Here is a 25,113-nt window from a genome sequence, read left to right as displayed (position 1 = left end):
CCGTAGTGCGGAACGGGGGCCCTCGGGCGGGGCTGTGGACAGAGCGGGGGTCGTGCACGAACGGCCCACACACGCCGGACCCCGGTGACTGTTGCGGCAATCTGCGCGGCCGATATGGACGATTGACACTCCATCGATTATTGTTGTTGAAGACGCCGTTGCGAGTTCTTCCCCCGTGGAATTCGCAACGGCGTCTTTTCGTCTGGGGGCCTGCGACGGAGTGACCGGACCCGAGACCTGGGCCCGGGGCTGAAGGCGACGGCTCGGCCTCGAAGCAGCCTTGCGGCGACGGGCCACCCGGCACACCCGCCGGCCAGGGCACATCGGCCGACCGCGGAAGGCTTGCCGGACACGGCACGCCCGCTAGATACGGCTTCTCCTCCGGACACATCCAGGTGAGCCCGGGAGCGCGGGCTGCCACGGACCAGGTCGGCGTCGGTGAGTGGCTCGTCCGTCAGACACGAAGAAGCCCGCTCCTCGGAGCGGGCTTTCGTTGCGTGCATGGGGTGATCGACGGGACTCGAACCCGCGACCCCCGGGACCACAACCCGGTGCTCTACCAGCTGAGCTACGACCACCATGCCACCGCTCGCGGCGAGATTCTCCGCAGCGGGCGCCGGACAAGCATAGCCGCACCCCCCACCCTGTCGTCGACCGGGTTACCCACCGGCGCGGCGGCGAGGACGTTGTCGGGGTGGTGGGCCTCGGTGGCGCACGCGGCGGTCGCTGCCACCCCCGCCGACTCAGCCCTCGAACCAGGGCTCTGCGACGCAGGCTCGAACCAAGGCACGGCGGCGACGGCGCAGCCTTAACCGCCGACGCCGGCTCCAGCCTTTCGGCTACAGCGCGGGCCTGGTCTACAGCTCGGCGGCGATGGCGCGGGCCTGGTCGACGTCCGGGCCGGGGAGCGGGACGAAGATCGTGCGACGGTAGTACTCCAGCTCGCGGATGCTCTCCCGGATGTCCGCGAGGGCTCGGTGGGCAAGCCCCTTCTGCGGCTGGCCGAAGTACACCCTCGGGTACCAGCGGCGGGCCAGCTCCTTGATCGAGGAGACGTCGATCATGCGGTAGTGCAGGAAGTCGTCCAGCGTCGGCATGTCGCGGGCCAGGAAACCGCGGTCTGTCGCGATCGAGTTGCCGCACAGGGGGGCGCTGCGCGGGTTGGGGACGTACTGCTTCACGTACGCGAGGACGGCGTCCTCGGCCTCCGCCATCGTGACCGTGGAGCGGCGCACCTCCTCGGTGAGGCCCGACTTCGCGTGCATCTCGCGCACGATCTCGGGCATGCCGTCCAGCGCCGCGTCGTCGGCGTGGATGACGAGGTCCACGCCCTCGCCCAGGACGTTGAGATCGGGGTCGGTGACGAGTGCCGCCACCTCGATCAGTGCGTCCTTGCCCAGGTCGAGGCCGGTCATCTCACAGTCGATCCACACCAGAAGATCCGCCACGCGGTCAGCCTACGCGCACCCAGGCGTGACGCGCCGGGACGTCGTGCCCTACCCACCTGTTCGAGAGAGTCCGCACGCACAAGAGCAGAATCACCCTAGATTGTCCGAATTAGCCCCAGGACTACCCAGTTCGGTCGCGGAGGGTCTAAACTGTGCTTAACGGACGAAGCCCCCCTTCGGTTACTCCGTTTCCCCCGGTAAAAGGGCCCTCCGCGTCGGCAGCGCGGAGGGCCCTTTCGGTGCTTCGGTGACCGTCCGCGGCAGCGGTCCCCTCATGGCGGAAGCCCCGGGCGTCTGCCCGGGGCTTCCTCATCTCAGTCCTTGCCCTGCCCGCGACCGCGGCGCGGAGGCCGGGTCAGCTTGATCGGCGGCTCCTGGTTCTCCGGGTCCGGCGCCGGGAGCCCGGAGGCCGTGGTGTTCCTCCGGCGCCGGGCCTTGGCGCCACCCAACAGCTCTGCGACCTCGTCCTTGTAGCTGCCGAGCAGCCCCTTCTTCGCCGGAGCGGCGGCAGTGGCGCTCTTGGCCTTCGGGACCTGGGCGCTGGGCTGCGCGTCGCCGGCGCCGTCCTTGGCCGGGGCCGTCGTCGAGCGCAGTGCCGACTGCTCACCGGCATCCTGAGCGGTCTTGTGGGAAGTAGGCTCCGCCGCCGCCGGCTTCGGCTCCGCGACCTTCGCGTTCCCCGCCGGCATCTCGGTGCGCTGCCCGGCGATACGAGCCTCGGGCCGCGCCGCCTCGCCGGAGGAGACCTCGGCCGCCGCCGTGCCGGCTGCCTGCGCCGCGGCCGTTGGCACCTTGGCTTCGGCAGCCGTCCTGGCGGAGCCCTCCACTGACGACGCCGCCGGGGACCGCTGGACGGAAGGCGCGGCCGTAACCCGCTCACCGGCGGAGACCGCCGCCGAGCGGTCGCCCGAAGGCGCCACCACAGAACGCTCACCGGCAGGCGCCACGACAGAACGCTCCGCTCCGGGAGCAGCCGCGGGACGCTTGACCGTGGCCGCCGCGCTTCCCGCAGCCTCGCCCTTCACCGATCCTGCCGGCACCGGCTCACGGGCAGGCTCCGTGGGCCGGGAAGGCCCGGGCACCGAGGGCCGCGCGGGCGCCGGCGCAGGAGGTGCCGGCACAGGCGCCACGGGCTTCGTCGGCGACACCGGAGCCGGTGAAACAGGTCGAGCCGGAGACGGGGCCGTGTCAGCCTCCACGTTCTTCGATGCACTCGAAGGAGGCTTGTCGGCGGTCGTAGGGATGGAGGTCGCCGCGGGCCTCTCAGCGGACGCCGCCGCAGGCTTCGCAGCCGCCGCAGGCTTGGCAGCCGACGCGGCAGGTGCCGACGGGGACTGTGCCGCGGGTGCCGTTCCAGACTTCGGAGCAGCGGGCGCTGACGGGGACTTCGGCAGGGCCGCGCCCGTCGGGCCCGGGTTCTTCGGGGAGGCGATCGGCGCTGCGGGCTTGGGAGCTCCCGTTGCGCCGACCCGGCCCGAGTCTGCACGGGTCAGTCCGGTCGCCGCCCAGGCGTTCGCCGGCGGGCCGCCGAAGAGCGCGTTTCGCGGGGTCTTGGCGGACGGCGAGGGCTTGGGCGCGGATCCCACCGTTGCCTGGGATGGGTTCTTCGGGGTTGCACTTCCGACCGGCTCCGGATCCGCGGTCTTGGCGACCTCAGCGTCAGGCCTGGGTGCCGTGCGCTGCCCGTCGCGCTGCGCCGCGTCGGCCAGGCCGACCACAGCGACGTCGTAGCCCTTCGGCATCGGCCCGATGGCGGGCGCGACGGGCGGGATGTCGCGAGGCGGCTTGACCTCGGTCGCCGGCTTCGCGTCCGCCTTGGCGGCGAGAACTGGTTCAGCAGCGACTGCAGGCTTGGCGGCAACCGTCGGCTCAGCACCGACCGCAGGCTTGGCGGTAACGGGCGGCTCAGCACCGACCGGCGGCTTAGCAGCAACGGTCGGTTCAGCACCGACCGCAGGCTTGGCGGCAACCGGCGGCTCAGCACCGACCGCAGGCTTGTCGTCCGCGGCAGGCTTCGTGGTCACTGCGGGCTTGGCGTCAGCCGCAAGGGAAGAGGCGGCGGCCGGCTCCGCAGCCGAGGTTGAGCCGACCTCGCCCTCCGAGGTCGCGACGGCCGTCTGAGCAGCAGGTACCGGCGAGGACGCGGCGGCCGGCTTCGAGGCCTCGGCGGCCGGCGAAGCGGCCGGCGAAGCGGCCGGCGAAGACGCGGCCGCCGCGGCGGCCTTGCGGGAGGCGTTCAGTGCCGCCACCGCACGGGCCTCGGTCTCGCGAGCGCGGGCCGCGGCGGTCTCCGCGACCCAGGCCCCGACCGCGGAAGCCTCGAAGATCGGCAGGTCAGTCGGCTGCGGAGCGGTCCGGCGGCGAGCACCGCGCTCCGGCGCGCGACCGAACAGCGCGTCCCCCGTGGCCGCCGGCGCCGGTTCGGCAGCCGGTGTGACCCGAGGCGTGATCAGGCTCAGCGGCTCGCCCGGGGCCGGGCCGGAGCCGACCGGCGATGCGGACGGCGCGTCAGCACCACCCGGAGAAGGCGCCGAGGCCGGAGCAGGCGATCCCGGGGCACTTGCTGACAAAACGCCCGCGGACACCGGCTCAGCGACCGCAGCAGCGGCCGGAACCGGAGCAACGGCCGGAACCGGAGAGGCAGCCGGAACAGGAGCAGCGGCCGGAACGGGCGAGACGGCCGGACCGGAGACCGGAATGGCAGGCATCGGAATGGCCGAACCCCGCTGCGCCCCCTGCCCACCCCGCGACGAAGACGAAGACGAAGAGGATGAGGAAGGCGGCCACGTCAACGCCGGCGGGCGGCTTCGAGGCTGGGAGTCGGCGAGCGTACGCGGCCGGTGCGACGCCGAGTGCCGCCCGCCCCCCGTACGGCTCAGCGGCAGCGGCGCGCCGATCGCCTGCATGAGATCCGGCACCTGGCTGGGCTCCACGATGTAGACGACCTCGCGCCGCCGCGACGGCCAGCCGAGGAAGATCATGCCGATCATCACGAGGAGGGTGCCGGCGGTCAGCAGGGCCCAGGTCGCCTGGTTGAGCCAGCCCGGGCGGATGGCCGCGGTGGACTCGAGGCGTACGCCGGGCTGGGCCGCCGGGTTCATGATGACCAGGCTGTAGGCCGTGTCGCGCAGGTCCGTCGGGTTCCAGTCGACCGCTCCCGTGCCCGCGGCGATCCAGAAGCGTTCGCGGCCGGGGAGCTGTTCGGGGGCGCGGGTGCCCGGTACGAGCTTGCTGGTCACCGGGAGGGCTCCGGTGCCGAGGTCGATCGCGGAGACCGAGATGCGGGGGATGTCAGCCAGGTACGCGTCGACGCGTCCCCGCGGTGCGATGCCCACGAACGCCGGCGCCGAGGACGACGTGGCCGTGATGCGCAGGCGGGTGTCGCCGAAGCGGGCGAACGGGGCGTCGGTGCGCAGCAGGGTGTCGACGTCGTCGACCACGACGGCGTACCCGGAGGTCGCCACCCGCTGCATGGTGCCGCTGAATGCGCCGCCCGCGTCCCGGTGTTGCATGGCGGCCCAGAGGGCACCGCCCACCAGTAGGGCCGGTAGTCCGACGGTCAGCATCAGCATGCCGAGGATCGTGCGGAACACCCGCATCTCGATCTCCCCCTTCTCGGTGGTACTGGGCAGACCATACAGACCGAAATAACACCAAAATGGATAAACGGTTACTTAGGCCCCGAGAAGGAGGAGGAATCCGTCAGGAGATGTTTGCGGTCATCGTCAGGGTGGATTGGTCGATGTCGCTGGTGCGTACGACGAACTTGAACGTCCACTCCCCCGCCATCGGCAGGGCGATGTCCCCCACCGCGTGGAAGTCCGTGATGCGCAGCAGCGGCACGTCGATCGGCTCGATGCCCTTGGCCGGCAGTGCCGCGGTCGCCGACCACTCGACCACCGGCAGCGGCTTGTTGTCGGGCGTGTACGCGTACAGATGCAAAGAATTGTTGCCGACGGTGGCCGGGAAGACGTCGACCTGGAGCGACACCGAGTCGTTCGCCACGGTCTTGGTGATCGTCGTGGAGGTGGTGGCCGTCTGTGCCGCCTCGGCCGTGCGGGGCGGCGGGATCTGCACCAGCGCCGCGGTCACGCCCAGCACCACCGCCGTGACCGCCAGCTCGGCCATCACCAGGCGGCGCAGCAGGCCCGGGCCGCTCTCGGCGCTGCGGTTGCGCACGAGCTTGCGGGAGTACGCCGCGATGCCGATCACCGCCGCGGCGAGCGCGACCTTCGCCAGGATCAGCCGGCCGTACGTGCTGTCGTAGAGGCCCTTGAAGGACGAGACCTCGATCAGGGCCTGGACCACGCCGGCCAGGATGAGCGCGGCGACCGCGGTGGCCGCCCACCGGGACCAGATCGGCAGGATGGCGCCGAGCTCCGTCTCGTTGGCCCGGCGCAGCAGGAAGCCGGTCAGCATCACGAGTCCGCCCAGCCAGACCGCCATCGCGGCCAGGTGGATGGCGTCGACGACGACGGAGACGCCGGCCACCGGTGAGGCGGTGGGATGGCCGGTGAGCGGCCAGGTCGCCAGCGCCGCCACCCCGAGCACGCCGAGCAGGGCCAGGTCCGCCTTGCTCTCGCCGCCGGAGCCGCGCAGCAGCGGGCGCAGCAGGAACGCCGCCGCGATGATCACGCCGAGGCGGACCAGCATGACCGCCCCGAACGTGCTGCCCAGCACGTCCTTCAGGTCGGCGCCGGAGGCTCCGAACAGTCCCGTGCCCGTGGTGTACGGCGCCTGCAGCCACAGCCCGAGCACCGTGCTGCCGAGGACGAGCCCGAGCCCGGTCCAGACGAGCCGCGCGGGGGCCACGCGGGACAGCCGGTGCGGCCACAGCAGGGCGAGCACCAGCACCGGGCCGATGAGCAGCACCAGGCCCGCGTACCCGAGGTATTTGCCGACCGGGATGAGCGCGCGGACCACCGGATCGACCGACTCCGCGGCCTGCGACTCGGTCGGCGGCGTCGAAGCCGCGCCCACCGAATAGGTGAGCGTGCCCGCGACGGGGTGGGAGTCGGCGGAGACCACGCGGTAGCTGACAAGATAGGTGCCGCGGCCGCCGCCGGAGCGCAACGGGATGGTGACCGTGGCACCGTCCGCCTTGGGCTCGCCCTGGTCGGCGCGGCTGCCGTCGGGCGCGAGCACCTGGATCTTGCCCGAGATCAGCTGCACCGACTCGCTGAAGGTCAGCGTGACCTTGTTCGGCGCGTCCGGAACGATGGTGTTGCTTCCCGGATCGCTCGCCACCAGCGCGGCGTGCGCGGCGGCCGGTCCGGCCGGTCCGAGGAGCACGGCCAGCAGCCCCAGGAGCAGCCCGGCCAGGGTCATCGAAGCTCGGCGTCGATCAACGGTCATGCGAACCATGCTCCCCGATGGCTCCGGGGGCGCGGCAAAGTGGTCCGCGTACCATCTCCCGGTGTGACCCCCGACCCCCTGACCGCACTCGCTCTCCGGGCGCGGGCCGGTGACGCCGGCGCGCAGTCCGCCCTGGTGCGGGGCACGCAGGCCGAGGTGTGGCGGTTCACCGCCGCGCTGGTCGACCCCGGCTCCGCCGACGACCTGACGCAGGAGACCTACCTGCGCGCCTTCAAGGCGCTGCCCGCCTTCGAGGGACGTTCGAGCGTGCGCACGTGGCTGCTCGGCATCGCCCGGCGCACCTGCGCCGACCACCTGCGGTCCGTGGTGCGCCGGCGCCGGCTCGACGCCCGGCTGGCCGCGGAGGCCTTCGCGGACCGCCCTCAGCAGCCCGACCCGGCGCACCGGCTCGGCGCCGCCGACCTGCTGGACCGGCTCGGCCCCGAGCGCCGCACGGCGTTCGTGCTCACGCAGGTGCTCGGGCTGTCCTACGCGGAGGCCGCCGAGGTGGAGGACGTACCGGTCGGCACGATCCGCTCCCGCGTCGCACGGGCCCGCGAGGACCTGGTCGCCGCGGTGGCCGAGGCCCAAGCCAGCTGATCAACGGGACTTTCGGCCCGTCACACAGCAAACCCCCAGGCGGTAGAACGGAACCGGGCGGCGTTCCCCGCCGACTAAGGGGGCGTGAGCATGTGGATCTCGACCGCCGCCCGCTTCGGCCTCGCCGCGGTGTGGCTGATCGCCGGCGGACTCAAGGTCGGCGACCTCGCCGCCTCCGGGCGCGCGGTCAACGCCTATCGAATCTTCCCGTACGAGGTCGCGAAGGTCATCGGCGCCGCCCAGCCGTTCCTGGAGATCGCCCTCGGGCTGCTCCTGCTGGCCGGGCTGGCCGTACGCCTGAGCGCCGGTATCTCGGCCACCCTGCTGGTGCTCTTCACGGCCGGGATCGTCTGGGCGTGGGCGCACGGCCTGCAGATCGACTGCGGCTGCTTCAGCAAGGGCGGTGAGCTGGGCGCCGGGGCCGACCCGGCGTACGGGTGGGACATCGCCCGGGACGCCGGTTTCCTCGTGCTCGCCGGGATCCTGCTGTGGCGGCCGCGGACCCGCTTCTCGTTGGACGGCATCCTGATGGGGGACGCGCAGTGAGCAAGGGCAAGGACCGCGCACAGGCCAAGAAGGTCGTGCAGGCACAACTCGCGAAGGAGCGCCGTCGTACGGTGACGCTCTGGACGACCGTGGGCGTCGTCGCGGTGCTGGTCATCGCGGGTCTGATCGGCTGGGGCGTGGCGGCCGGGCAGGAGAAGGACACCGCGGGCAAGCTGACGGTGCCGCCGTCGGCGGTCGACGACGGTACGGCGTTCGCCCGCGGCTCCGGCCCGGTGACGATCGACATCTACGAGGACTTCATGTGCCCGGTCTGCCACGAGTTCGAGAAGACGTCCGGCCCGACGGTCACCCAGCTGGTCGACGCCAAGAAGGTGACCGTGCGGTACCACCCGATCGCAATCCTCGACCGGGCCTCCACGACGGAGTACTCCACACGCTCGGCGGGTGCGGCGGCGGCCGCGTCGGTGGGCGGCAAGTTCTTCGAGTACCACGAGGTGCTCTTCGCCAACCAGCCTGCGGAGGGCAGCGCGGGGCTGGACGACGCCAAGCTGATCGAGCTGGGCCGCTCGGTGGGGCTGACCGACGCCGCCTTCGCCGACGCGGTGAACGGCAGGACGTACACGGCCTGGGCCACGGATGTCACCGACAAGGCGTCGGCGCGCGGGGTGACCGGCACCCCGACCGTCCTCGTGGCGGGCAAGAAGCTGGACCAACCGACGCCGCAGGCGCTCACCGCGGCGGTGGAGGCGGCCGGCGCGTGAGACGCGGTGCCCTGTTCCTGGCGGTGCTGGCCGGCGCGTTGCTCGTGCCGGCCGCTCCGGCGTCGGCCCACGGCGGGGAAGCACCCGACGCCACCGCCTACCGCATCCAGGCGACAGGGCTCAGCCTTTCCGTGCCGGATCTGACGGTACGGGTGGTGGAGGCGGGCGCTCGCCTCGAGCTCACGAACGGTACGGGCCGCACGGTGGAGGTACTCGGCTACTCGGACGAGCCCTATCTCGAGGTTCGCCCGGACGGCACGTACCAGAACGTCAACTCGCCCGCCGCGTACACGAACCAGACGCTCGACGGTGACTCCCCCGTACCGTCGAATGCCGATCCGGCCGCGCCCCCGCAGTGGCAGCGGATCTCCGCGGAGCCCAGCGTGCGCTGGCACGACCGGCGCACGCGATGGCTGAGCGCGGACCCGCCGCCGGAGGCCGAGGCCGACCCGTCGCACCCTCACAAGCTTCGCGACTGGGCGGTTCCGCTACGTCAGGGGGTGACCACCTTCGAGTTCCGCGGCACGCTGACCTGGGAGCCGCCACCCGCCGCCTGGGCCTGGTGGGTGGGCGCGGCACTGCTGGCCGGCGCGGTGGTCGCCCTCGGCCTGCGCCTGCGGCGCGGCGTCGGCACGGTCGCGGTGGTCGGCGGCACGCTCGTTCTCGGGTACGCCGTGACGCGCGCGATCTCCGGCGTCGACGGTCACGCCCCCGCCATCGTGGCGGCGGCGCTCGCGGTCGCGGCGGGGGTGCTGACCCTCCGGGGCCGTACCCCCTTTCTCCTGCTGGTGGGGGGCGCCGCGCTCGCGATGTTCGGCGGCCTGGCCGACGCGGGGGTCTTCGCCCAGGCGGTCGTGACCTTCCCCGGGCCCGGCTGGGTGGCCCGGACGGCCGTGCTCGTCGCGCTCGGCGCGGGCGCGGGCCTGGCGGCGACCGGACTGCTGCGCCTGCGCTCGGCCGAGCCGGCCCCGTTATCTTCGGACGCATGACTGAGCGCCTCTCGCCGGGAGACCCGGCCCCCGACTTCACCCTGCCGACCGACACCGGCGAGACCCTCGCCCTCAAGGACCTGCGCGGCCGCAAGGTCGTGCTGTACGCGTACCCGGCCGCGATGACGCCGGGCTGCACCACCCAGGCGTGCGATTTCCGTGACTCGCTGGGCTCGCTCAAGGCGGCCGGGTACGAGGTCATCGGCATCTCCCCGGACATCCCGGCCAAGCTGGCGAAGTTCCGCGAGCGCGACGCCATCACCTTCCCGCTGGTGAGTGACCAGGACAAGAGCGTGCTGACCGCGTACGGGGCGTTCGGGGAGAAGCAGCTCTACGGCAAGACGGTGACCGGGGTGATCCGCTCGACGTTCGTGATCGACGAAAACGGCGCCGTCGAGAAGGCCCTGTACAACGTCAAGGCAACCGGCCACGTGGCAAAGCTGCGACGGGATCTCGGTATCGACTGACTTTCTGGGCGATTTCTCGGATCCTGGGGGGTGGTGCCGATAAGAGAGGTAACCACCATCCAGCTCCGGAGACGCCGATGCCGACTGCCAAGCCGACCCGCCGCTTCCGGCTGGGTGACACGCTCCGCCGCGGTAGGAAGAGCTCGCCCGCACACTCGGCCCCGCCGGCCGGTGCGGCGACTCCCGCGGCCGGGGCGGCGTCTCCCTACCCGGGCGCGGCTCCCGTACCGGGCGTGAAGGCCAAGCCTTCGCGGGGGCGCCGCCACCGCAAGCAGCAGGAGAAGCGATCGAGGCTGCCCAAGCTGCCGTCGATCGGCCTGCTGCGCAACCTCACCGTCTCGCAGAAGCTCATCTCCAGCTTCGGCATCCTGAGCCTGCTGGTGGTCACGGTCGGCGTGTTCGGGCTCTACGAGCTCAACTCCTCCAAGAACCGGCTCGAGACGGTGTACGGGCGCAACACGCAGGCCATCAGGTCGCTCGGTGACGTCCGTGCGGACGTGCAACAGCTCACCTCGACGGCGTACAAGCTGATCGTGCGCTCGCCGCTCGCCGACGTCAGCAACGTGGAGATGGCGATCGACCGGCTCGACCGGAAGATCGACGACAACTGGAAGGCCTACTCGTCGCATCCCGCCAAGGGCACCGACGCCGACCGCGCCGCCTTCACCGCCGCCCTCGCGCAGTACCGGAAGGTGCGCGACGAGCAGCTCGTCCCGGCCGCCAAGGAGAACAGCTTCACCACCTACCTGGGCGCCCAGAACAACTTCATCGACCCGCTGACCGACAAGCTCACCATCGCGCTCAACAACCTGGCCGGGATCGAGGACCGGGCCGCCCAGGCGGAGATGTCGCAGGCCCGCGACAACGCCGCACTGGCCCGAATTGTCACGATTATCCTGATCATCGGCGCGGTCGCCTTCGCCATGATCATCGCGATCGTGGTCAGCCGCGCCATCGCCCGCCCCCTCGGCCAGACCGTCAAGGTCCTCGAGGGCCTCGCGGAAGGCCGCCTCGACCAGCGCCTGCAGGTCAAGGGCCGCGACGAGGTCGCCCGCATGGCGGAGGCGCTCAACACCGCCCTCGACAAGCTCACCGCGACCATGCGTACGGTCGGCGAGAACGTGACCACGCTCGCGTCCTCCTCGGAGGAGCTCACCGCGGTGGCCGGCCAGATGAACTCGTCGGCGGCCCGCTCCGCCGACCGCGCGAGGGCCGTCTCCCACGCGTCCGAGGAGATCAGCGTCAACATCACCACCGTCTCCGCGGGCGCCGAGGAGATCGGCGCCTCCATCTCGGAGATCGCCCGCAGCGCCAACAGCGCGGCCGAGGTCGCCGGCCGGGCGGTCCGGGTCTCCGGCGAGGCCGAAGCGATCCTCCAGCAGCTCGGCACGTCCTCCGCGGAGATCGTCTCGGTCATCAAGATCATCACCGGCATCGCCGAGCAGACCAACCTCCTCGCGCTCAACGCGACGATCGAGGCGGCCCGCGCGGGCGAGATGGGCAAGGGCTTCGCGGTCGTCGCCGGCGAGGTCAAGGAACTCGCCCAGGAGACGGCCCGGGCCACCGAGGACATCCGCACCCGCGTCGGCGCCATCCAGGCCGACTCGACCGCGGCGGTCACCGCGATCGCCGAGATCGGCGCGGTCATCGACCAGATCAACGCCACCCAGACGGCCATCGCGGCCGCGGTCGAACAGCAGACCGCGACCACCAACGAGATGACCCGCAACGTGGCCGAGGTCGCCGGCGGCTCCACCGAGATCTCCGCCAACGTGGCCGAGGTCGCCGAAACGGCAGCCGAGACCACCAACGCGGCCTCCAACACGGCCGCGGCCGCGGACGAGCTCGCCCGCGTGGCCCACGACCTGCAGCAGAGTCTGGCGATGTTCCGCTACTGAGCAACCACCCCTCCGGGGACCGCCGACCCACGGCGGCCGTCACGCGGCCTGGATCCGCGAGGCGGCCGCCGTGCCGTGTCGCCGGACTTGACTACATCGGTATGTTGTAACCATGGCGAACATCCGTTACACCCGCGAGCTGCTTGCCGAGGCCGTCGCCGCCTCCCTCTCCACTGCCGATGTGCTGCGCTACCTGGGCCTGCGACAGACCGGAGGCGGGCACGCTCACATCCGCCGGCGCATCAACCACTACGGCATCGACACTTCGCACTTTCTCGGCCCCAACCATCCCCGGGTTCCGCCGAGCAATCGGCGCCAAGCGGCCGAGATCCTGGTATTGAGGTCCGCGGACGCCCGACGGGAGGCACCGTCGCGGCTACGGCGGGCTCTCATCGAGAGCGGACGTGAGCACCGGTGCGCCACATGCGGGTTGGGAAACGAGTGGAACGCCCGTGCCCTCACGCTGCACGTCGACCACATCAACGGTCGGTTCTGGGACTGCAGACCGGACAACCTCCGCTTCCTCTGCCCGAACTGTCACAGCCAGACAGAGACGTACGCCGGGCGTAGCCCGCTCAGGGTGCCCTTCGTAGCCCAGAAGGCAGCCGTCGACGGCGATCCGGCATCCCGTCGACCCCTGACCGAGGCGCAACGGATGGACGTGATGGGACGCGTTGAGCGCGGCGAGCTCGGTGCGAGCGAGGCAGCAAGACAGATGGGTTGCAGCCGCAGCCACATCTACCAGCTGCAGCGCCGACTGCGAGAAAGAGGCACCATCGCGACGCTCAAGCGTCGACAGTCCCCCCCGACGGCGACCGAGGAGGCGATCGTGAGGTTCGCTCTCGAACATCCGGAGATGGGCGGTCGGCGCATAGCCCGCATGCTGGCGACCACCACCGAAGGGCACATCGATGTGCCCTCGCACAAGGTCTACTACATTCTCGCCCGAGCAGGCCTCGCCAGCCGGAAGCTACGCCAGGCTTCCATGGCGAACCGAGCTGACGAGACGGAAGCGCCCGGACCACGACGCGACGCAATGCCGTGCACCGCCTAGAGTGGTCAGGACAGAGGGGCCGTAGCCCAATTGGCAGCAGGCACACGGTTTAGGTCCGTGCAAGTGCGGGTTCGAGTCCCGCCGGCCCCACCCTTGAGTAAACGCCCGGGACTTCTGCCCGGGCGTTTACGTCTGTGCCAGATCTGTGTTCGATCACTCGGCCCGGCTGGGAGCTTCTCTTCAGATTCGTGTCCGCAAAGCCGATGCGGCATGCGTGACAAAACCGCACGCGCCTAGCCGTTCCGGGTGGGTGGTTCTGCTTGCCGTCGCCGGAGTTGTCGCGGGTGGCGCTTTCGCCATACGCGTGGCCAAGCGCAAGGGGGTCGGTTGCCCCGCATTGCCAGACCAGGCCTCGCCGGATGCGGTCTCGATGGTCAGACCGGCGCTACCCGAGCCGTCACCGTCCGGGCCGTCGCGATCACTCGCGAGGATGGCTGTCGGCGCTGCGGTCCTCGTGCTCTTGGCTTTGGCCACTGCTGTCGCAACCCGGCCCTCGGACACAAACGAGGCGACCCGGCCCTCGGACAGCAATGGGACAGCCATATCACTCTGGCCGCTCAGACCGAGCGCGAGCCCGTCCGGCGACCAAGCGGATGCCGGAGCGTCGCTGCCGAGCGGGCTGACCACCAGCGGACGCTTTTGCCAGACCGGCATTAACCGCCCCGACCTGGACACCGTATTTCCCGTTCTGTCCGCGGCCGTCACACCGGCGCCCGGTATGCAGAGTGAATTCTCGTTCCAGCTCCGGGGAATGAGCGGCCTCACCGCTCAGCAGGACACCGATCTTGTCGGACAGCTCAATCCGGCCACAGGGACTGCCGTGTTGGACTTCAAGAGGGTGGGTGCCAAGCTGCTGCACGGTGAGTCGTACCGATGGCGGGTGCGCGACCGCTCGCCGTCCGTCCAAGCGGATGGCTGGTCGCAGTGGTGCGAGTTCGCGATCGCCACGCAAACGCCGGACGATCTGGGCCTGGCCGATGAACGTCAGTACAAGGTGGTTCTGCCGGCCGCGAGGTGGCGCGAAATACTCAAGGTTCTCGGGCCGGTGGAGACGTACGTCAATGGCGAGAAGTCGATCCACGCTCCAATCGAGAAGGCCGCGAAGACCGCATCGTCGCCGACACGTCGTGTTCCGGTGACGTTGAGCGGTCGATACTGGAGCGACGTTGTCAGCGGCCTGGCATATTGGGCTTCGCAGCGGGCTGATGGGTCGTACTGGGCACTCGCCGACCTCCTCTCCGATATCCTGGGCGGCCCCGTGTACGTGACCATGGGCTTCCCCCGCACATAGCGGCGGCGCGCATTGGGGGGGTCACGGGTTCGAGTTCCCTTAGCTCCGCCGGCTCGAGTCCGCCGGCCCCCGAGAGACGCCATGCCCGGCCTTGCTGCGCGCCGTTCGCAGCGTCGAGGTCGGCGACTGACCGGGGACAGCGGTGGGCGGGTCCGGGCCCGGCGAGTGTGCCGGCCGGCCTGATGGAGACGGCGGCCGGCTGGCGTGGTTGCCGGAGCAGGCGGGCCCACGGGCTCGAGCGCCCGCAGCACGATTGCGGTGTCGATGAGGGACGAGTAGACAAAACCAGGACCGCGGCCGCCGCTTACCAGCACAATCCGTCGTAGCAGCACCACACGCCCCGGGAGGAACTCGTCATGTCCTATGCCGTGGATTTCAACACCGTGTCGACCGTCGGCCTGGAGTCGTCGCCGGTTGCGGATGCGCTTGCCGGACTGCGGGCGAACGAGGCCCGGTATTTCAAGAACAAGTACGGCCACGTCTTCACGGTCGAGCCCGCGAGCGAAGCCAAGGAGATCATCGACTACGTGCACCGCATCCTCGAGGAGGAGCGCGGCATCGTCATCTCCTCTCCCCCGCTCGAGGCGACCGAGTTCCAGGTGGAGAACGTCCGGTGGACCTACGTGTTCTACGAGAACGGCCTGTCCATCAACGTGTTGTACACCCTCGACGACAGCGGGAAGCGGGCGGTCGGCTTCAAGCTTTCCGACGGGATGGAGGTTCCCGAGGAGCTCGGGGCGTTCAAGTTCGCCCGGCAGAAGTCGAAGCTGGCCGGCACCATCCGCGGCTCGTACTTCGTCATCAAGAAGGAGTATTGATCCTCTCGTTCACGCTCGACCCGCCGCTGACCCCCGCTCTCCGCGAGCAGATCGTCGACCTGTGGGTCGAGGCCACCAACGCCGGCGGCGCGGTGGGTTTCGTCGCGCCGGTCACCGCCGATGAGGTACGCCCGCTGGCCGAGGCCACCTTTGCCGAGGTGACCGACGGCCCGGACCGGCTGCTCGTCGGCGCCGATGGCGGCCGGCTGGTGGCGCTGCTCTTCATCGTCGACAACCGGTTCACGCTCAAGGCGCATTGGCGGGTTCTCAAGCGCGTGATGGTGGCGCCCGGCAGCCAGGGGCGGGGCTATGGTGCCGCGCTGATGCGCCAGGCTGCCGTGATCGGGCGGGAGTCGGGGTTGGCGGGCCTGCAGGTGACCCTGCGCGACGGGCATGGCCTGCACCGCTTCTACGCCAAGCTCGGCTATCGGGAGGTCGGCCGCTTCCCGGGAGCGCTGCGTGTCGCTCCCGGGGACGACCGTGACGAGGTCGTCATGTGGCTGGGGCTGGCTTAGCAGGACGGCTTCGGGGCCGCCGCGGCGAGGGCGAGGTCCTGCTCCGGCTCCGCGGTGGGTTCGAGCAGCGGCAGCGCGGTGGCCGGCGTTGAGGTCGAGGCGTGCGGCGCCGGGGATGCCTTCTTCTTCTTTGCGGGTGCCTTCGACGTCGGCGCCTTGGGGGACGGCGCGGCCTTGACTTCGGTGGAGCCGCCGGCGAAGCGTACGGATGTCGCCTGCTTCTTCTCCGGGATGAGCTTGATGTTCTTCGCCGTGACGGTGTTGCCGTAGATGTCGGTCATCTGGATCTGGAAGGGGCCGTTGCCGGTGCGCTTCTCGATGATCCAGAAGTTGTAGTCGACGTGGTCGGCGGTCATCCAGCTGCCGCCGGGGCCCTTGGCGCGCACCGAGCGGATCGGGTTGGCGTGGTTGTCGATGAGGACGGCCCACCAGTACTGGGACGAGCCCTTGGCGAAGGTGACGCTCAGCGGGCCGGGAGTGGCGGCGTTGGGGACGGCGCGGTAGGTGATCGGCACGATGCCCTGGGACTCGTTGGCGATCTTCTTGAAGGCGGTGCGGCTGAGGTCGAGCCAGCCGGGGGTGCATTCGGGGCAGGAGTCGAAGACCTTGACGCGGACCTTGCCCTTGGGGCCGGTCACGTCGATGTAGCTGCCGCAGGACAGGGCCTTCGAGTACTCGGTGCGGCCCAGGGCCACGTACAGGTCGTCGGCGGGGGGTTTGAAGTTGCAGTTGCCCACCGTGCCGGCGAGGTCGTAGAAGGTGGCCTTGCCCTTGTGCTTGGCGCTGGTGGGCGGGGCCGCGCAGGCGCCGCCGCCGTTCTGCAGCAGGAGCGCCGTGCCGAGGACGCCGGCCAGGAGGACGGCGCCGCCCGTGGCGAGCCAGCGGGGACGCAGAAGGCGATGAGCTGTCACGCTGAGGCATCCTGCGGGGCCGTCACCGCCTCGGGCAACTCTCCTAAGACACGCTTAAGACAGGCTCCCCCACCCGGATGACGGCTGTCTGGTCCGGTATGAGGTTGACGCCGAAGGGCAGGCCACCGGCGCGGCGGCGGAACCGGCCGAGGGCACGCAGTGGTTCGCGGCCGACCTCGCCGGTCTCCTGATCGATGGTCGTCACCACGCAGCGGTTGCTCGGTTCGGCCACCCGGAACGTGATGTCGCCGATGCGCAGCCGGCCATCGACCCATTTGTCCTCGGTCCACGGTTCGGCGCCCGCCACGACGATGTTGGGCCGGAAGCGGGTCATCGGCACCGGGTCGTCGAGCCGGCCGTTGAGCGCTTCGAGCGAGGCCTCGCTGGTCAGCAGGATGGGGAAGCCGTCGGCGAAGGAGACCCGGTCGTCCGCGCGGGCGTTGCGCTGGATGGGGCGGGCGCGGGGGTCGGCGAGCCAGGCCAGACGGGCGTCGCGCTCCAGGAAGTCGGACAGGAACCCGGTGGCGGCCGCGGCGAGGCGGGCGGCGACGGGTGGCTTGGAGCGGAAGACGCGGACGGTGGTGGGCGGCCCGTCGAGCGGCTCGGCCACGTCGAAGCCGTTCAGGACGATGCCGCCGGGGCGCGGCACCGCGTGCAACCCGGTGAGGGCGGGCGCCTCGCGCTGGGTGATGCCGACGCCGTCGGCGTCGACCGCCATCCAGCGGCGGTCGCCGGCGAGGCCCCAGGGTTCGATTACCGCCACGTCGTGGTCCAGCCGGTGACACCCTTTGACCGGGTACGTGTGCAGCGACGTGATCCGCATCCGACCAGCGTCGCACAGTGGGACACTAGCGCTGTGAAACTTTTTATGCATACTCTGCATCTGTGAATGACGGAGCGGTCAGGGTGCTCGACCTGTTTCAGGGTGCGCGGCTCACTCCCACGCAGCGGCGGATCGCGCACAGCCTGGTGCAGCACGGGCCGTCGGCGGCGTACCTGTCGGCTGCGGAGGTGGCCGAGCTCGCCGGGGTCAGCCAGCCGTCCGTCACCCGGTTCGCGATGGCGCTGGGCTACGCCGGCTACCCGGCCCTGCGGCGGGAGCTGCGGTCGCTCGCCGACGTGCCGGCCAGCCCGCCGGAGGCCGGGGAGAACGAGACGCAGCTGGCCCTGCGCGCCGAGAGCCGCCACCTGGAACGGATGGCCGACGAGCTGGGCGACCTCGGGACCGTCGAGCGGGCCGCGGCGCTGCTGGCCGGCAGCCGGCCGCTGGCGGTGCTGGGTCTGCGGGCCGCCGCGCCGCTGGCCGGCTACTTCGGGTACTTCGCGGCGAAGGTGCTGCCCGACGTGCGGGTGCTCGACGGCGGCGGGACCACGCTGCTCGACCGGCTGGACCAGGCGCGGGCCGCCGGGGCGACCGCGATGCTGGCGATCGTCCTGCCGCGTTACCCGCGGGAGGCGCTCGACGCGATCCGCGAGGCGACCGCGATGGGGATGGGCGTGGTCGCGATCACCGACTCGGCGGTCAGCCCGGCCGCCGAGGCCGCCGACGTGGCGTTGCCCGCGCCGGTCGGCACCCAGCTCGTGTTCGACCTGCACACCGGCCCGATGGCGATGGCCATGGTGCTGCTGCAGGCCGTGTGCGACGCCGCGCCGGAGCCGGTGCAGCGCCGCCTGGAGGAGTTCGAGGCGACGGCCGCCCGCCGCCACATCTTCGAAGCGTGAAGGAGTCCGGCAATGCCAGAGGTACGCGCCCCGCGCGGCACGGCGTACACCGCTCAGGGCTGGCCGCAGGAGGCCGCCAAGCGGATGCTGATGAACAACCTCGACCCGGACGTGGCCGAGCGCCCCGACGACCTGGTGGTGTACGGCGGCACCGGCCGCGCCGCCCGTGACTGGCCGTCGTTCCACGCGATCGTCCGCGAGCTGGACGCGCTCAAGGGCGACGAGACGCTGCTGGTGCAGTCGGGGCGCCCGGTCGGCGTGTTCCGTACGCACGAGTGGGCGCCGCGCGTACTGATCGCCAACTCGAACCTCGTGGGCGACTGGGCGACCTGGCCCGAGTTCCGCCGCCTGGAGAAGCTCGGCCTCACCATGTACGGGCAGATGACCGCCGGTTCGTGGATCTACATCGGCACCCAGGGCATCCTGCAGGGCACGTACGAGACGTTCGCCGCCGTGGCCGCCAAGCGGTTCGGGGGCGATCTCGCCGGGACGCTGACCCTGACCGCGGGCTGCGGCGGGATGGGCGGGGCGCAGCCGCTGGCGGTGACCATGAACGGCGGCGCCTGCCTGATCGTGGACGTCGACGAGTCGCGGCTGCGGCGCCGGGTGAAGGACCGCTACCTGGACACGGTGGCAAAGGACTTGGACGACGCCGTCGCGCAGGCCGAGGCCGCCAAGCGGGACCGGGCCGCGCGCAGCATCGGCGTGGTGGGCAACGCCGCGGAGGTCTTCCCCGAGCTGCTGCGCCGCGGGGTGGCCATCGACATCGTCACGGACCAGACCAGCGCCCACGACCCGCTCAGCTACCTGCCGGTCGGCGTCGAGCTCGCCGACGCCGCCGACTACGCCGCGGCGAAGCCGGAGGAGTTCACCGACCGGGCCCGGGAGAGCATGGCCCGGCACGTCGAGGCGATGGTCGGCTTCCTGGACGCCGGTGCGGAGGTCTTCGACTACGGCAACTCGATCCGCGGCGAGGCGCAGCTGGGCGGCTACGACCGGGCGTTCGCGTTCCCCGGTTTCGTGCCCGCGTACATCCGGCCGTTGTTCGCCGAGGGCAAGGGCCCGTTCCGCTGGGCGGCGCTGTCCGGCGACCCCGCCGACATCGCGGCGACCGACCGGGCGGTGCTCGACCTGTTCCCCGAGAACGAGCCGCTGGCCCGGTGGATCCGGATGGCCGGCGAGCGGGTGGCGTACCAGGGGCTGCCGGCGCGGATCTGCTGGCTGGGCTACGGCGAGCGGGACAAGGCGGGCGTGCGGTTCAACGACATGGTGGCGCGCGGCGAGGTTTCCGCTCCCATCGTCATCGGCCGCGACCACCTGGACGCCGGTTCGGTCGCCTCGCCGTACCGGGAGACCGAGGCGATGCTCGACGGCTCGGACGCCATCGCCGACTGGCCGCTGCTGAACGCGCTGGTCAACACCGCGAGCGGCGCGAGCTGGGTGTCGATCCACCACGGCGGCGGGGTCGGCATCGGCCGGTCGATCCACGCCGGGCAGGTGTGCGTCGCCGACGGCAGCGCGCTCGCCGGGCAGAAGATCGAGCGGGTGCTCACCAACGACCCGGGCATGGGCGTCATCCGGCACGTCGACGCGGGCTACGAGTCCGCCGCCGCGGCCGGCGTCCACATCCCGATGGCGCAGAAATGACCGCGGCCTTCCGGGAGCTCTGGCGGGAGATCGCGACCATCGGCCGCGACCCCAAGGGCGGCTATCTCCGGTACGCCCTGAGCGAGCCGGAACTCGTGCTCCGGGACTGGTTCCGCAACCAGGCGGCCCGCCGGGACATGGACGTCACCGAGGACGGCAACGGCAACCTGTTCGCGTGGTGGGGCCGGCCGTGGGGCCCGCAGGCGGTGATCACGGGCTCGCACTTCGACTCGGTGCCGCACGGCGGCGGCTACGACGGCCCGCTCGGCATCGTCAGCGCGTTCCTGGCCGTCGACGCCCTGCGTGCCCGCGGCGTGACACCGGGCCGGCCGCTGGGCATCGCCGCGTTCGTCGAGGAGGAGGGCGGGCGGTTCGGGGTGCCGTGCCTGGGCTCGCGGCTGCTGACCGGGGCGATCACCCCGGAAAGGGCCGCCGCGCTGCGCGACCGCGACGGGATCACCTTCGGCGAGGCGCTCGGCGCCCGGCCGGCCGGCGCGCTGCCGGGCCTGGCGAGCCGGGTGTCGGCGGTGGTGGAGCTGCACATCGAGCAGGGCAAGGCGCTGGTCGACCTGGACGCCCCGGTCGGGGTGGCGAGCGCGATCTGGCCCCACGGGCGCTGGCGGATGGACTTCACCGGCACCGGCGACCACGCCGGCACCACCCGGATGACGGACCGCCAGGATCCGATGCTGACGTTCGCGCACACGGTGCTGGCCGCCAACCAGGAGGCCCGGGAAGCCGGTGCGCACGCCACGGTGGCGCGGGTCGAGGTGGAACCCAATGCCACCAACGCGATCCCCTGGCTGGTCCGAGGCTGGCTCGACGCCCGGGCGGCGGACACGTCCACGTTGGACCGGCTGGTGGAGGCCGTGCTGAAGCGCGCCACCGAGCAGGCCGGACGCGACGGGACCGAGGTGGTGGTCGAGCCGGAGTCGCTCTCCCCGGAGGTCGCGTTCGACACCGCCCTGGCGGCCCGGCTGGCGGAGATCCTCGGCGGCGCCCCGATCCTGCCGACCGGCGCGGGCCACGATGCCGGGGTGCTGTCGGCGCACGTACCGACCGCGATGCTGTTCGTGCGCAACCCGACCGGGGTGTCGCACTCCCCTGCCGAGCACGCCCCGGACGAGGACTGCGCGGCCGGCGTCGAGGCACTGGCAACGGTTCTCGAGGCGCTCACATGACGTACTTCGCGGAGCTGGCGTGGGTCGACGGGCGGGTCGAGCGCGACGTGGCCCTCGAGGTCGAGGACGGCCGGTTCACCGCCGTCACGCCGGGCTCCGCGCCGCGCGGGACCCGGCTGCGGGGGCTGGTGCTGCCCGGGTTCGCCAACGCGCACTCGCACGCGTTCCACCGGGCGCTGCGCGGGCGTACGCACGGCGACCGCGGCAGCTTCTGGACCTGGCGCGAGCTGATGTACGAGGTCGCCGGCCGCCTCGACCCGGACGGCTACTACACGCTTGCCCGGGCCGTCTACGGCGAGATGGCCCTCGCCGGGATCACCTGCGTCGGCGAGTTCCACTACCTGCACCACGGCCCCGACGGCACCCCGTACGCGGACTCGAACGAGATGGGTCACGCCCTGATCCGCGCGGCGCGGGACGCGGGCATCCGGATCACCCTGCTCGACACGCTCTATCTCACGTCCACCGTGGACGGTAAGCCGCTCGAGGGTGTGCAACGCCGCTTCGGCGACGGCGACCTCGACGGCTGGCTGAGCCGCACGTCGGCTCTGCGCGACGGCGAGCATGTGCGCATCGGTGCGGCCCTGCACTCCGTCCGCGCGGTGCCGGCCGGGTTCCTCAGTGGGCTCGCCGGACGTGGGCCGCTGCACATCCACCTGTCCGAGCAGCGCGCGGAGAACGAGCAGTGCCAAGCGGTGCACGGCTGCACGCCCACGGAGCTGCTGCACAGGCACGGCGTCCTGGGCCCTGGCACCACCGCCGTGCACGCGACTCACCTCAGCGACGGCGACATCAAGCTGCTCGGCGGTAGCCGTACCGGAGTCTGCCTCTGCCCCACCACCGAGCGGGACCTGGCCGACGGCATCGGGCCCGGCCGCGCGCTCGCCGACGCCGGGTCCCCGCTGAGCCTCGGTAGTGACAGCCATGCCGTCATCGACATGTTCGAGGAAGCCCGCGGCATGGAGCTGGACGAGCGCCTCGCCACCGAGCGCCGCGGCCACTTCAGCGCCCCCGAGCTGCTCGCGGCGGCGACCGCGCACGCCGGCCTGGGCTGGGACGACGCAGGAACGATCGCGGTCGGGAAGCGGGCGGACCTGGTGGCGGTCTCGCTGTCCTCCGTGCGGACCGCGGGCACCGACCCGATCGGTGCGATCTTCGCCGCGACCGGCGCCGACGTCACCGAGGTCGTCGCGGACGGGCGCCTCGTCGTGGACGGCGGCCGGCACACCGGCTTCGACGTGCCGGCGGCCCTGCGGGAGGCGCTGTCATGAGTCTGCTGGTCACGAACATCGCCGAGCTGTTCACCAGCGACGACGAGCTGAGGACGCTGCACGACGCCGCGATCGTCGTGGACGCCGGGCGGATCGCCTGGGTCGGCCCGGCGGCTCAGGCGCCTTCCGCCGACGACCGCCTCGACGCGGACGGCCGGGCGGTGATCCCCGGCTTCGTCGACAGCCACGCCCACCTCGTCTTCGCCGGGGACCGCGCCGCCGAGTTCGCCGCACGGATGAACGGCGAGCCCTACACCGGCGGCGGCATCCGCACCACCGTCGCCGCGACCCGGGCCGCCTCCGACGAACAGCTCCGGGGCGCGGCGCTGCGGCTCGTCACGGAGATGCGGCGGCAGGGCACCACCACTGTCGAGGTGAAGAGCGGCTACGGGCTCACCGTCGAGCACGAGGCACGCAGCCTGCGCGTCGCCCGGGACCTCACCACCGAGACGACCTACCTCGGCGCTCACGTCGTCCCCGCGGAGTACCAGGACCGTCCGGACGAGTACGTCGCCCTGGTGGCCGGGCCGATGCTCGACGCCGCGGCGCCGTATGCGAAATGGGTCGACGTGTTCTGCGAGCGCGGTGCCTTCGACGGCGACCAGGCGCGCGAGATCCTCACCGCGGGCCTGAAAGCGGGGCTGGGCGCGCGCCTCCACGCCAACCAGCTCACGGCCGGGCCCGGGGTGCGGCTCGCGGTGGAGCTGGGCGCCGCCAGCGCCGACCACTGCACGCACCTCAGCGACGCGGACGTGGACGCGCTCGCCGGCTCGCAAACGGTGGCGACGCTGCTGCCGGGTGCGGAGTTCTCCACCCGGTCGCCGTACCCGGACGCGCGCCGGCTGCTGGATGCCGGTGTCACGGTCGCGCTCGCGACGGACTGCAACCCCGGTTCGTCGTACACGTCGTCCATGCCGTTCTGCATCGCTCTCGCCGTGCGGGAAATGCACATGACCCCCGCGGAGGCCGTGCGCGCGGCAACCGCGGGCGGCGCGCGGGCCTTGCGCCGCGACGACATCGGCGTGCTGCGCCCCGGGGCCCGCGCCGACCTGGTCATGCTCGACGCCCCGTCCCACCTGCACCTGGCCTACCGGCCCGGAGTTCCGCTGATCCGCACAGTTCTGCACGACGGAGTGCCCCTATGAAGGTCATCGTCCAGCCCACCGGCATCACCCCCGCCGACGTCCTCGCCGTCGCCCGGCACGACGCGAAGGTCGAGATCTCCGACGCCGCCGTCGCGGCCATGAGCCGAAGCCGGGGCATCGTCGACGGCATCGAGGCCTCCGGCCGACCCGTGTACGGCGTGTCGACCGGCTTCGGCGCCCTCGCCAACACCTCGATCGCACCGGAGCGCCGCGCCGAGCTGCAGCACGCCCTCATCCGCTCGCACGCCGCGGGGGTCGGTGCACCGATGCCGCGCGAGGTGGTGCGCGCGATGATGCTGCTGCGCGTACGGTCGCTGGCCCTGGGCTTGTCCGGGGTCCGCCCGAAACTCGCCCAAGGGCTCGTGGACCTGCTCAACCACGGCATCACGCCGTGGGTGCCGGAACACGGCTCGCTGGGCGCATCCGGCGACCTGGCCCCGCTGGCGCACTGCGCGCTGGTGCTGCTCGGCGAGGGGTGGGTGCTCGGCAAGGACGGCGCCCGGATCGACGCCGCCCAGGCCCTGCACGCCGCCCACCTGGAACCGCTGGACCTGGCCGCGAAGGAGGGCCTGGCCCTCATCAACGGCACCGACGGCATGCTCGGCATGCTGCTGCTCGCCATCGACGACGCCGAGCACCTGTTCACGATGGCCGACGTCACGGCCGCGCTCGCCATCGAGGCGATGCTCGGCTCCGAACGCCCGTTCCTGCCCGAGCTGCACGCGATCCGCCCCCACCCCGGACAGGCCTCGTCGGCGGCGAACATCCACCGGCTGCTGCAGAACTCCGCGATCATGGACTCGCACCGCGACGACCTGGCGCACGCGGTGCAGGACGCGTACTCGATGCGCTGCGCGCCGCAGGTGGCCGGTGCGGCCCGCGACACCCTGGAGTTCGTCCGCACGACCGCCGACCGGGAGCTGCGCTCGGTGGTCGACAACCCGGTGGTGCTGACCGACGGCCGCGTCGAGTCGACGGGCAACTTCCACGGCGCCCCGCTCGGCTTCGCCGCGGACTTCCTCGCCATCGCCGCCGCCGAGGTGGGCGCGATCGCGGAACGCCGCGTCGACCGCCTGCTCGACGTGGCCCGCTCCCGCGACCTGCCGCCGTTCCTGTCACCGGACGCCGGCGTCAACTCGGGCCTGATGATCGCCCAGTACACGGCGGCGGGCATCGTCGCGGAGAACCGCCGGCTGGCGAACCCCGCCTCGGTCGACTCGCTGCCCACCAGCGGCATGCAGGAGGACCACGTCTCGATGGGCTGGGCCGCGGCGAAGAAGCTGCGGACCGTGCTCGACAACCTCACCAGCCTGCTGGCGGTGGAGCTGATCGCGGGCGTCCGCGGCATCCAGCTGCGCGCGCCGCTCGCGCCGTCACCGGCGGGCCGCGCCGCGGTGGCCGCCGTGGCGGGAATCGCCGGCGAACCGGGACCGGACGTCTTCCTCGCACCGGTGATGGAACAGGCCCGGGCCGTCATCGCCGGCCGGAGCCTGCGCGCCGACATCGAGACGGCCATCGGCAGCCTCCACTGAG

21 protein-coding genes and 2 tRNA genes are annotated in these 25,113 nt (G+C 71.8%); 17 read left to right on the top strand and 6 right to left on the bottom strand.

Annotation, left to right across the window (positions count from 1 at the left end; genetic code table 11):
• Nucleotides 1–502: 502 nt before the first annotated feature.
• The 4 genes from AB0J80_RS18470 to AB0J80_RS18455 all read right to left on the bottom strand — a co-directional run bounded on the left by AB0J80_RS18470 (nt 503) and on the right by AB0J80_RS18455 (nt 6,812).
• Nucleotides 503–578 (bottom strand) — tRNA-His (locus AB0J80_RS18470).
• Between the two features lie 279 nt (nt 579–857).
• A complete protein-coding gene (orn, locus tag AB0J80_RS18465; protein ID WP_364706036.1) occupies nt 858–1,448 on the bottom strand; it encodes an oligoribonuclease in 591 nt (196 codons plus the stop codon).
• Nucleotides 1,449–1,762: 314 nt separating this feature from the next.
• Nucleotides 1,763–5,047: a hypothetical protein gene (locus AB0J80_RS18460; protein WP_364706034.1), complete on the bottom strand. Its 3,285-nt coding sequence runs from the start codon at nt 5,045–5,047 to the stop codon at nt 1,763–1,765.
• 103 nt (nt 5,048–5,150) lie between these two features.
• Nucleotides 5,151–6,812, bottom strand: coding sequence for a copper resistance protein CopC (locus AB0J80_RS18455; protein ID WP_364706032.1), 1,662 nt, complete (start codon nt 6,810–6,812; stop codon nt 5,151–5,153).
• 54 nt (nt 6,813–6,866) lie between these two features.
• Between AB0J80_RS18455 and AB0J80_RS18450 the strand changes: the two genes are divergently transcribed.
• The 11 genes from AB0J80_RS18450 to AB0J80_RS18400 all read left to right on the top strand — a co-directional run bounded on the left by AB0J80_RS18450 (nt 6,867) and on the right by AB0J80_RS18400 (nt 15,703).
• Nucleotides 6,867–7,403 (top strand): sigma-70 family RNA polymerase sigma factor, encoded by a 537-nt coding sequence (locus AB0J80_RS18450; RefSeq protein WP_364706031.1) that lies wholly within the window; start codon nt 6,867–6,869, stop codon nt 7,401–7,403.
• A 90-nt stretch (nt 7,404–7,493) separates the two neighbouring features.
• Nucleotides 7,494–7,949 (top strand): MauE/DoxX family redox-associated membrane protein, encoded by a 456-nt coding sequence (locus AB0J80_RS18445; protein ID WP_364706028.1) that lies wholly within the window; start codon nt 7,494–7,496, stop codon nt 7,947–7,949.
• The gene (locus AB0J80_RS18440) at nt 7,946–8,671 is read left to right on the top strand and encodes a thioredoxin domain-containing protein (protein ID WP_364706026.1); all 726 of its coding nucleotides are present in this window, start codon (nt 7,946–7,948) and stop codon (nt 8,669–8,671) included. Before AB0J80_RS18445 ends, AB0J80_RS18440 begins: the two co-directional genes overlap by 4 nt.
• Nucleotides 8,668–9,660 carry a hypothetical protein gene (locus AB0J80_RS18435; RefSeq protein ID WP_364706023.1) on the top strand — a complete coding sequence of 331 codons (993 nt, stop codon included), beginning with the start codon at nt 8,668–8,670 and terminating at the stop codon, nt 9,658–9,660. The genes AB0J80_RS18440 and AB0J80_RS18435 overlap by 4 nt, the downstream gene beginning before the upstream one ends.
• Entirely contained in the window at nt 9,657–10,127 is a 471-nt protein-coding gene (gene bcp, locus AB0J80_RS18430; RefSeq protein WP_364706021.1) for a thioredoxin-dependent thiol peroxidase, read from the top strand. Before AB0J80_RS18435 ends, bcp begins: the two co-directional genes overlap by 4 nt.
• 77 nt (nt 10,128–10,204) lie before the next feature.
• Nucleotides 10,205–12,025: a methyl-accepting chemotaxis protein gene (locus tag AB0J80_RS18425; RefSeq protein ID WP_364706019.1), complete on the top strand. Its 1,821-nt coding sequence runs from the start codon at nt 10,205–10,207 to the stop codon at nt 12,023–12,025.
• Between the two features lie 112 nt (nt 12,026–12,137).
• Nucleotides 12,138–13,079, top strand: a complete 942-nt coding sequence (locus AB0J80_RS18420) for a helix-turn-helix domain-containing protein (RefSeq protein WP_364706017.1) — start codon at nt 12,138–12,140, stop codon at nt 13,077–13,079.
• Between the two features lie 15 nt (nt 13,080–13,094).
• A tRNA-Leu gene (locus AB0J80_RS18415) sits at nt 13,095–13,169 on the top strand.
• 340 nt (nt 13,170–13,509) lie between these two features.
• Nucleotides 13,510–14,370, top strand: a complete 861-nt coding sequence (locus AB0J80_RS18410) for a hypothetical protein (RefSeq protein WP_364706015.1) — start codon at nt 13,510–13,512, stop codon at nt 14,368–14,370.
• A gap of 356 nt (nt 14,371–14,726) precedes the next feature.
• Nucleotides 14,727–15,188: a phage tail protein gene (locus tag AB0J80_RS18405; protein ID WP_364706013.1), complete on the top strand. Its 462-nt coding sequence runs from the start codon at nt 14,727–14,729 to the stop codon at nt 15,186–15,188.
• Nucleotides 15,185–15,703 carry a GNAT family N-acetyltransferase gene (locus AB0J80_RS18400; protein WP_364706010.1) on the top strand — a complete coding sequence of 173 codons (519 nt, stop codon included), beginning with the start codon at nt 15,185–15,187 and terminating at the stop codon, nt 15,701–15,703. The genes AB0J80_RS18405 and AB0J80_RS18400 overlap by 4 nt, the downstream gene beginning before the upstream one ends.
• Here the strand turns inward: AB0J80_RS18400 and AB0J80_RS18395 are convergent.
• Nucleotides 15,700–16,614 carry an expansin EXLX1 family cellulose-binding protein gene (locus AB0J80_RS18395; RefSeq protein ID WP_364706008.1) on the bottom strand — a complete coding sequence of 305 codons (915 nt, stop codon included), beginning with the start codon at nt 16,612–16,614 and terminating at the stop codon, nt 15,700–15,702. The two genes, AB0J80_RS18400 and AB0J80_RS18395, sit on opposite strands and share 4 nt — an antisense overlap.
• Nucleotides 16,615–16,657: 43 nt before the next feature.
• On the bottom strand, nt 16,658–17,437 hold the full coding sequence (locus tag AB0J80_RS18390; RefSeq protein ID WP_364706005.1) for an MOSC domain-containing protein: 780 nt from the start codon (nt 17,435–17,437) through the stop codon (nt 16,658–16,660).
• Between the two features lie 62 nt (nt 17,438–17,499).
• Between AB0J80_RS18390 and AB0J80_RS18385 the strand changes: the two genes are divergently transcribed.
• From AB0J80_RS18385 to hutH, 6 genes are read left to right on the top strand one after another with little or no spacing between them, the layout of a single operon-like run.
• A complete protein-coding gene (locus AB0J80_RS18385) occupies nt 17,500–18,336 on the top strand; it encodes a MurR/RpiR family transcriptional regulator (RefSeq protein WP_364706002.1) in 837 nt (278 codons plus the stop codon).
• 12 nt (nt 18,337–18,348) lie between these two features.
• Nucleotides 18,349–19,983, top strand: coding sequence for a urocanate hydratase (gene hutU, locus AB0J80_RS18380; protein ID WP_364706001.1), 1,635 nt, complete (start codon nt 18,349–18,351; stop codon nt 19,981–19,983).
• Nucleotides 19,980–21,164, top strand: a complete 1,185-nt coding sequence (locus AB0J80_RS18375; RefSeq protein WP_364705999.1) for an allantoate amidohydrolase — start codon at nt 19,980–19,982, stop codon at nt 21,162–21,164. The genes hutU and AB0J80_RS18375 overlap by 4 nt, the downstream gene beginning before the upstream one ends.
• Nucleotides 21,161–22,435 carry a formimidoylglutamate deiminase gene (locus AB0J80_RS18370; RefSeq protein ID WP_364705996.1) on the top strand — a complete coding sequence of 425 codons (1,275 nt, stop codon included), beginning with the start codon at nt 21,161–21,163 and terminating at the stop codon, nt 22,433–22,435. Before AB0J80_RS18375 ends, AB0J80_RS18370 begins: the two co-directional genes overlap by 4 nt.
• Nucleotides 22,432–23,580 (top strand): imidazolonepropionase, encoded by a 1,149-nt coding sequence (gene hutI, locus AB0J80_RS18365; protein WP_364705995.1) that lies wholly within the window; start codon nt 22,432–22,434, stop codon nt 23,578–23,580. Before AB0J80_RS18370 ends, hutI begins: the two co-directional genes overlap by 4 nt.
• Nucleotides 23,577–25,112: a histidine ammonia-lyase gene (hutH, locus tag AB0J80_RS18360; protein ID WP_364705993.1), complete on the top strand. Its 1,536-nt coding sequence runs from the start codon at nt 23,577–23,579 to the stop codon at nt 25,110–25,112. Before hutI ends, hutH begins: the two co-directional genes overlap by 4 nt.
• Nucleotide 25,113 lies beyond the last annotated feature (1 nt).

Source organism: Actinoplanes sp. NPDC049548 (genome assembly GCF_040676695.1).
Lineage (GTDB): Bacteria > Actinomycetota > Actinomycetes > Mycobacteriales > Micromonosporaceae > Actinoplanes.
Note: the sequence above shows the minus strand (reverse complement) of the source record. Positions and strands in the feature narration are given on the sequence as shown.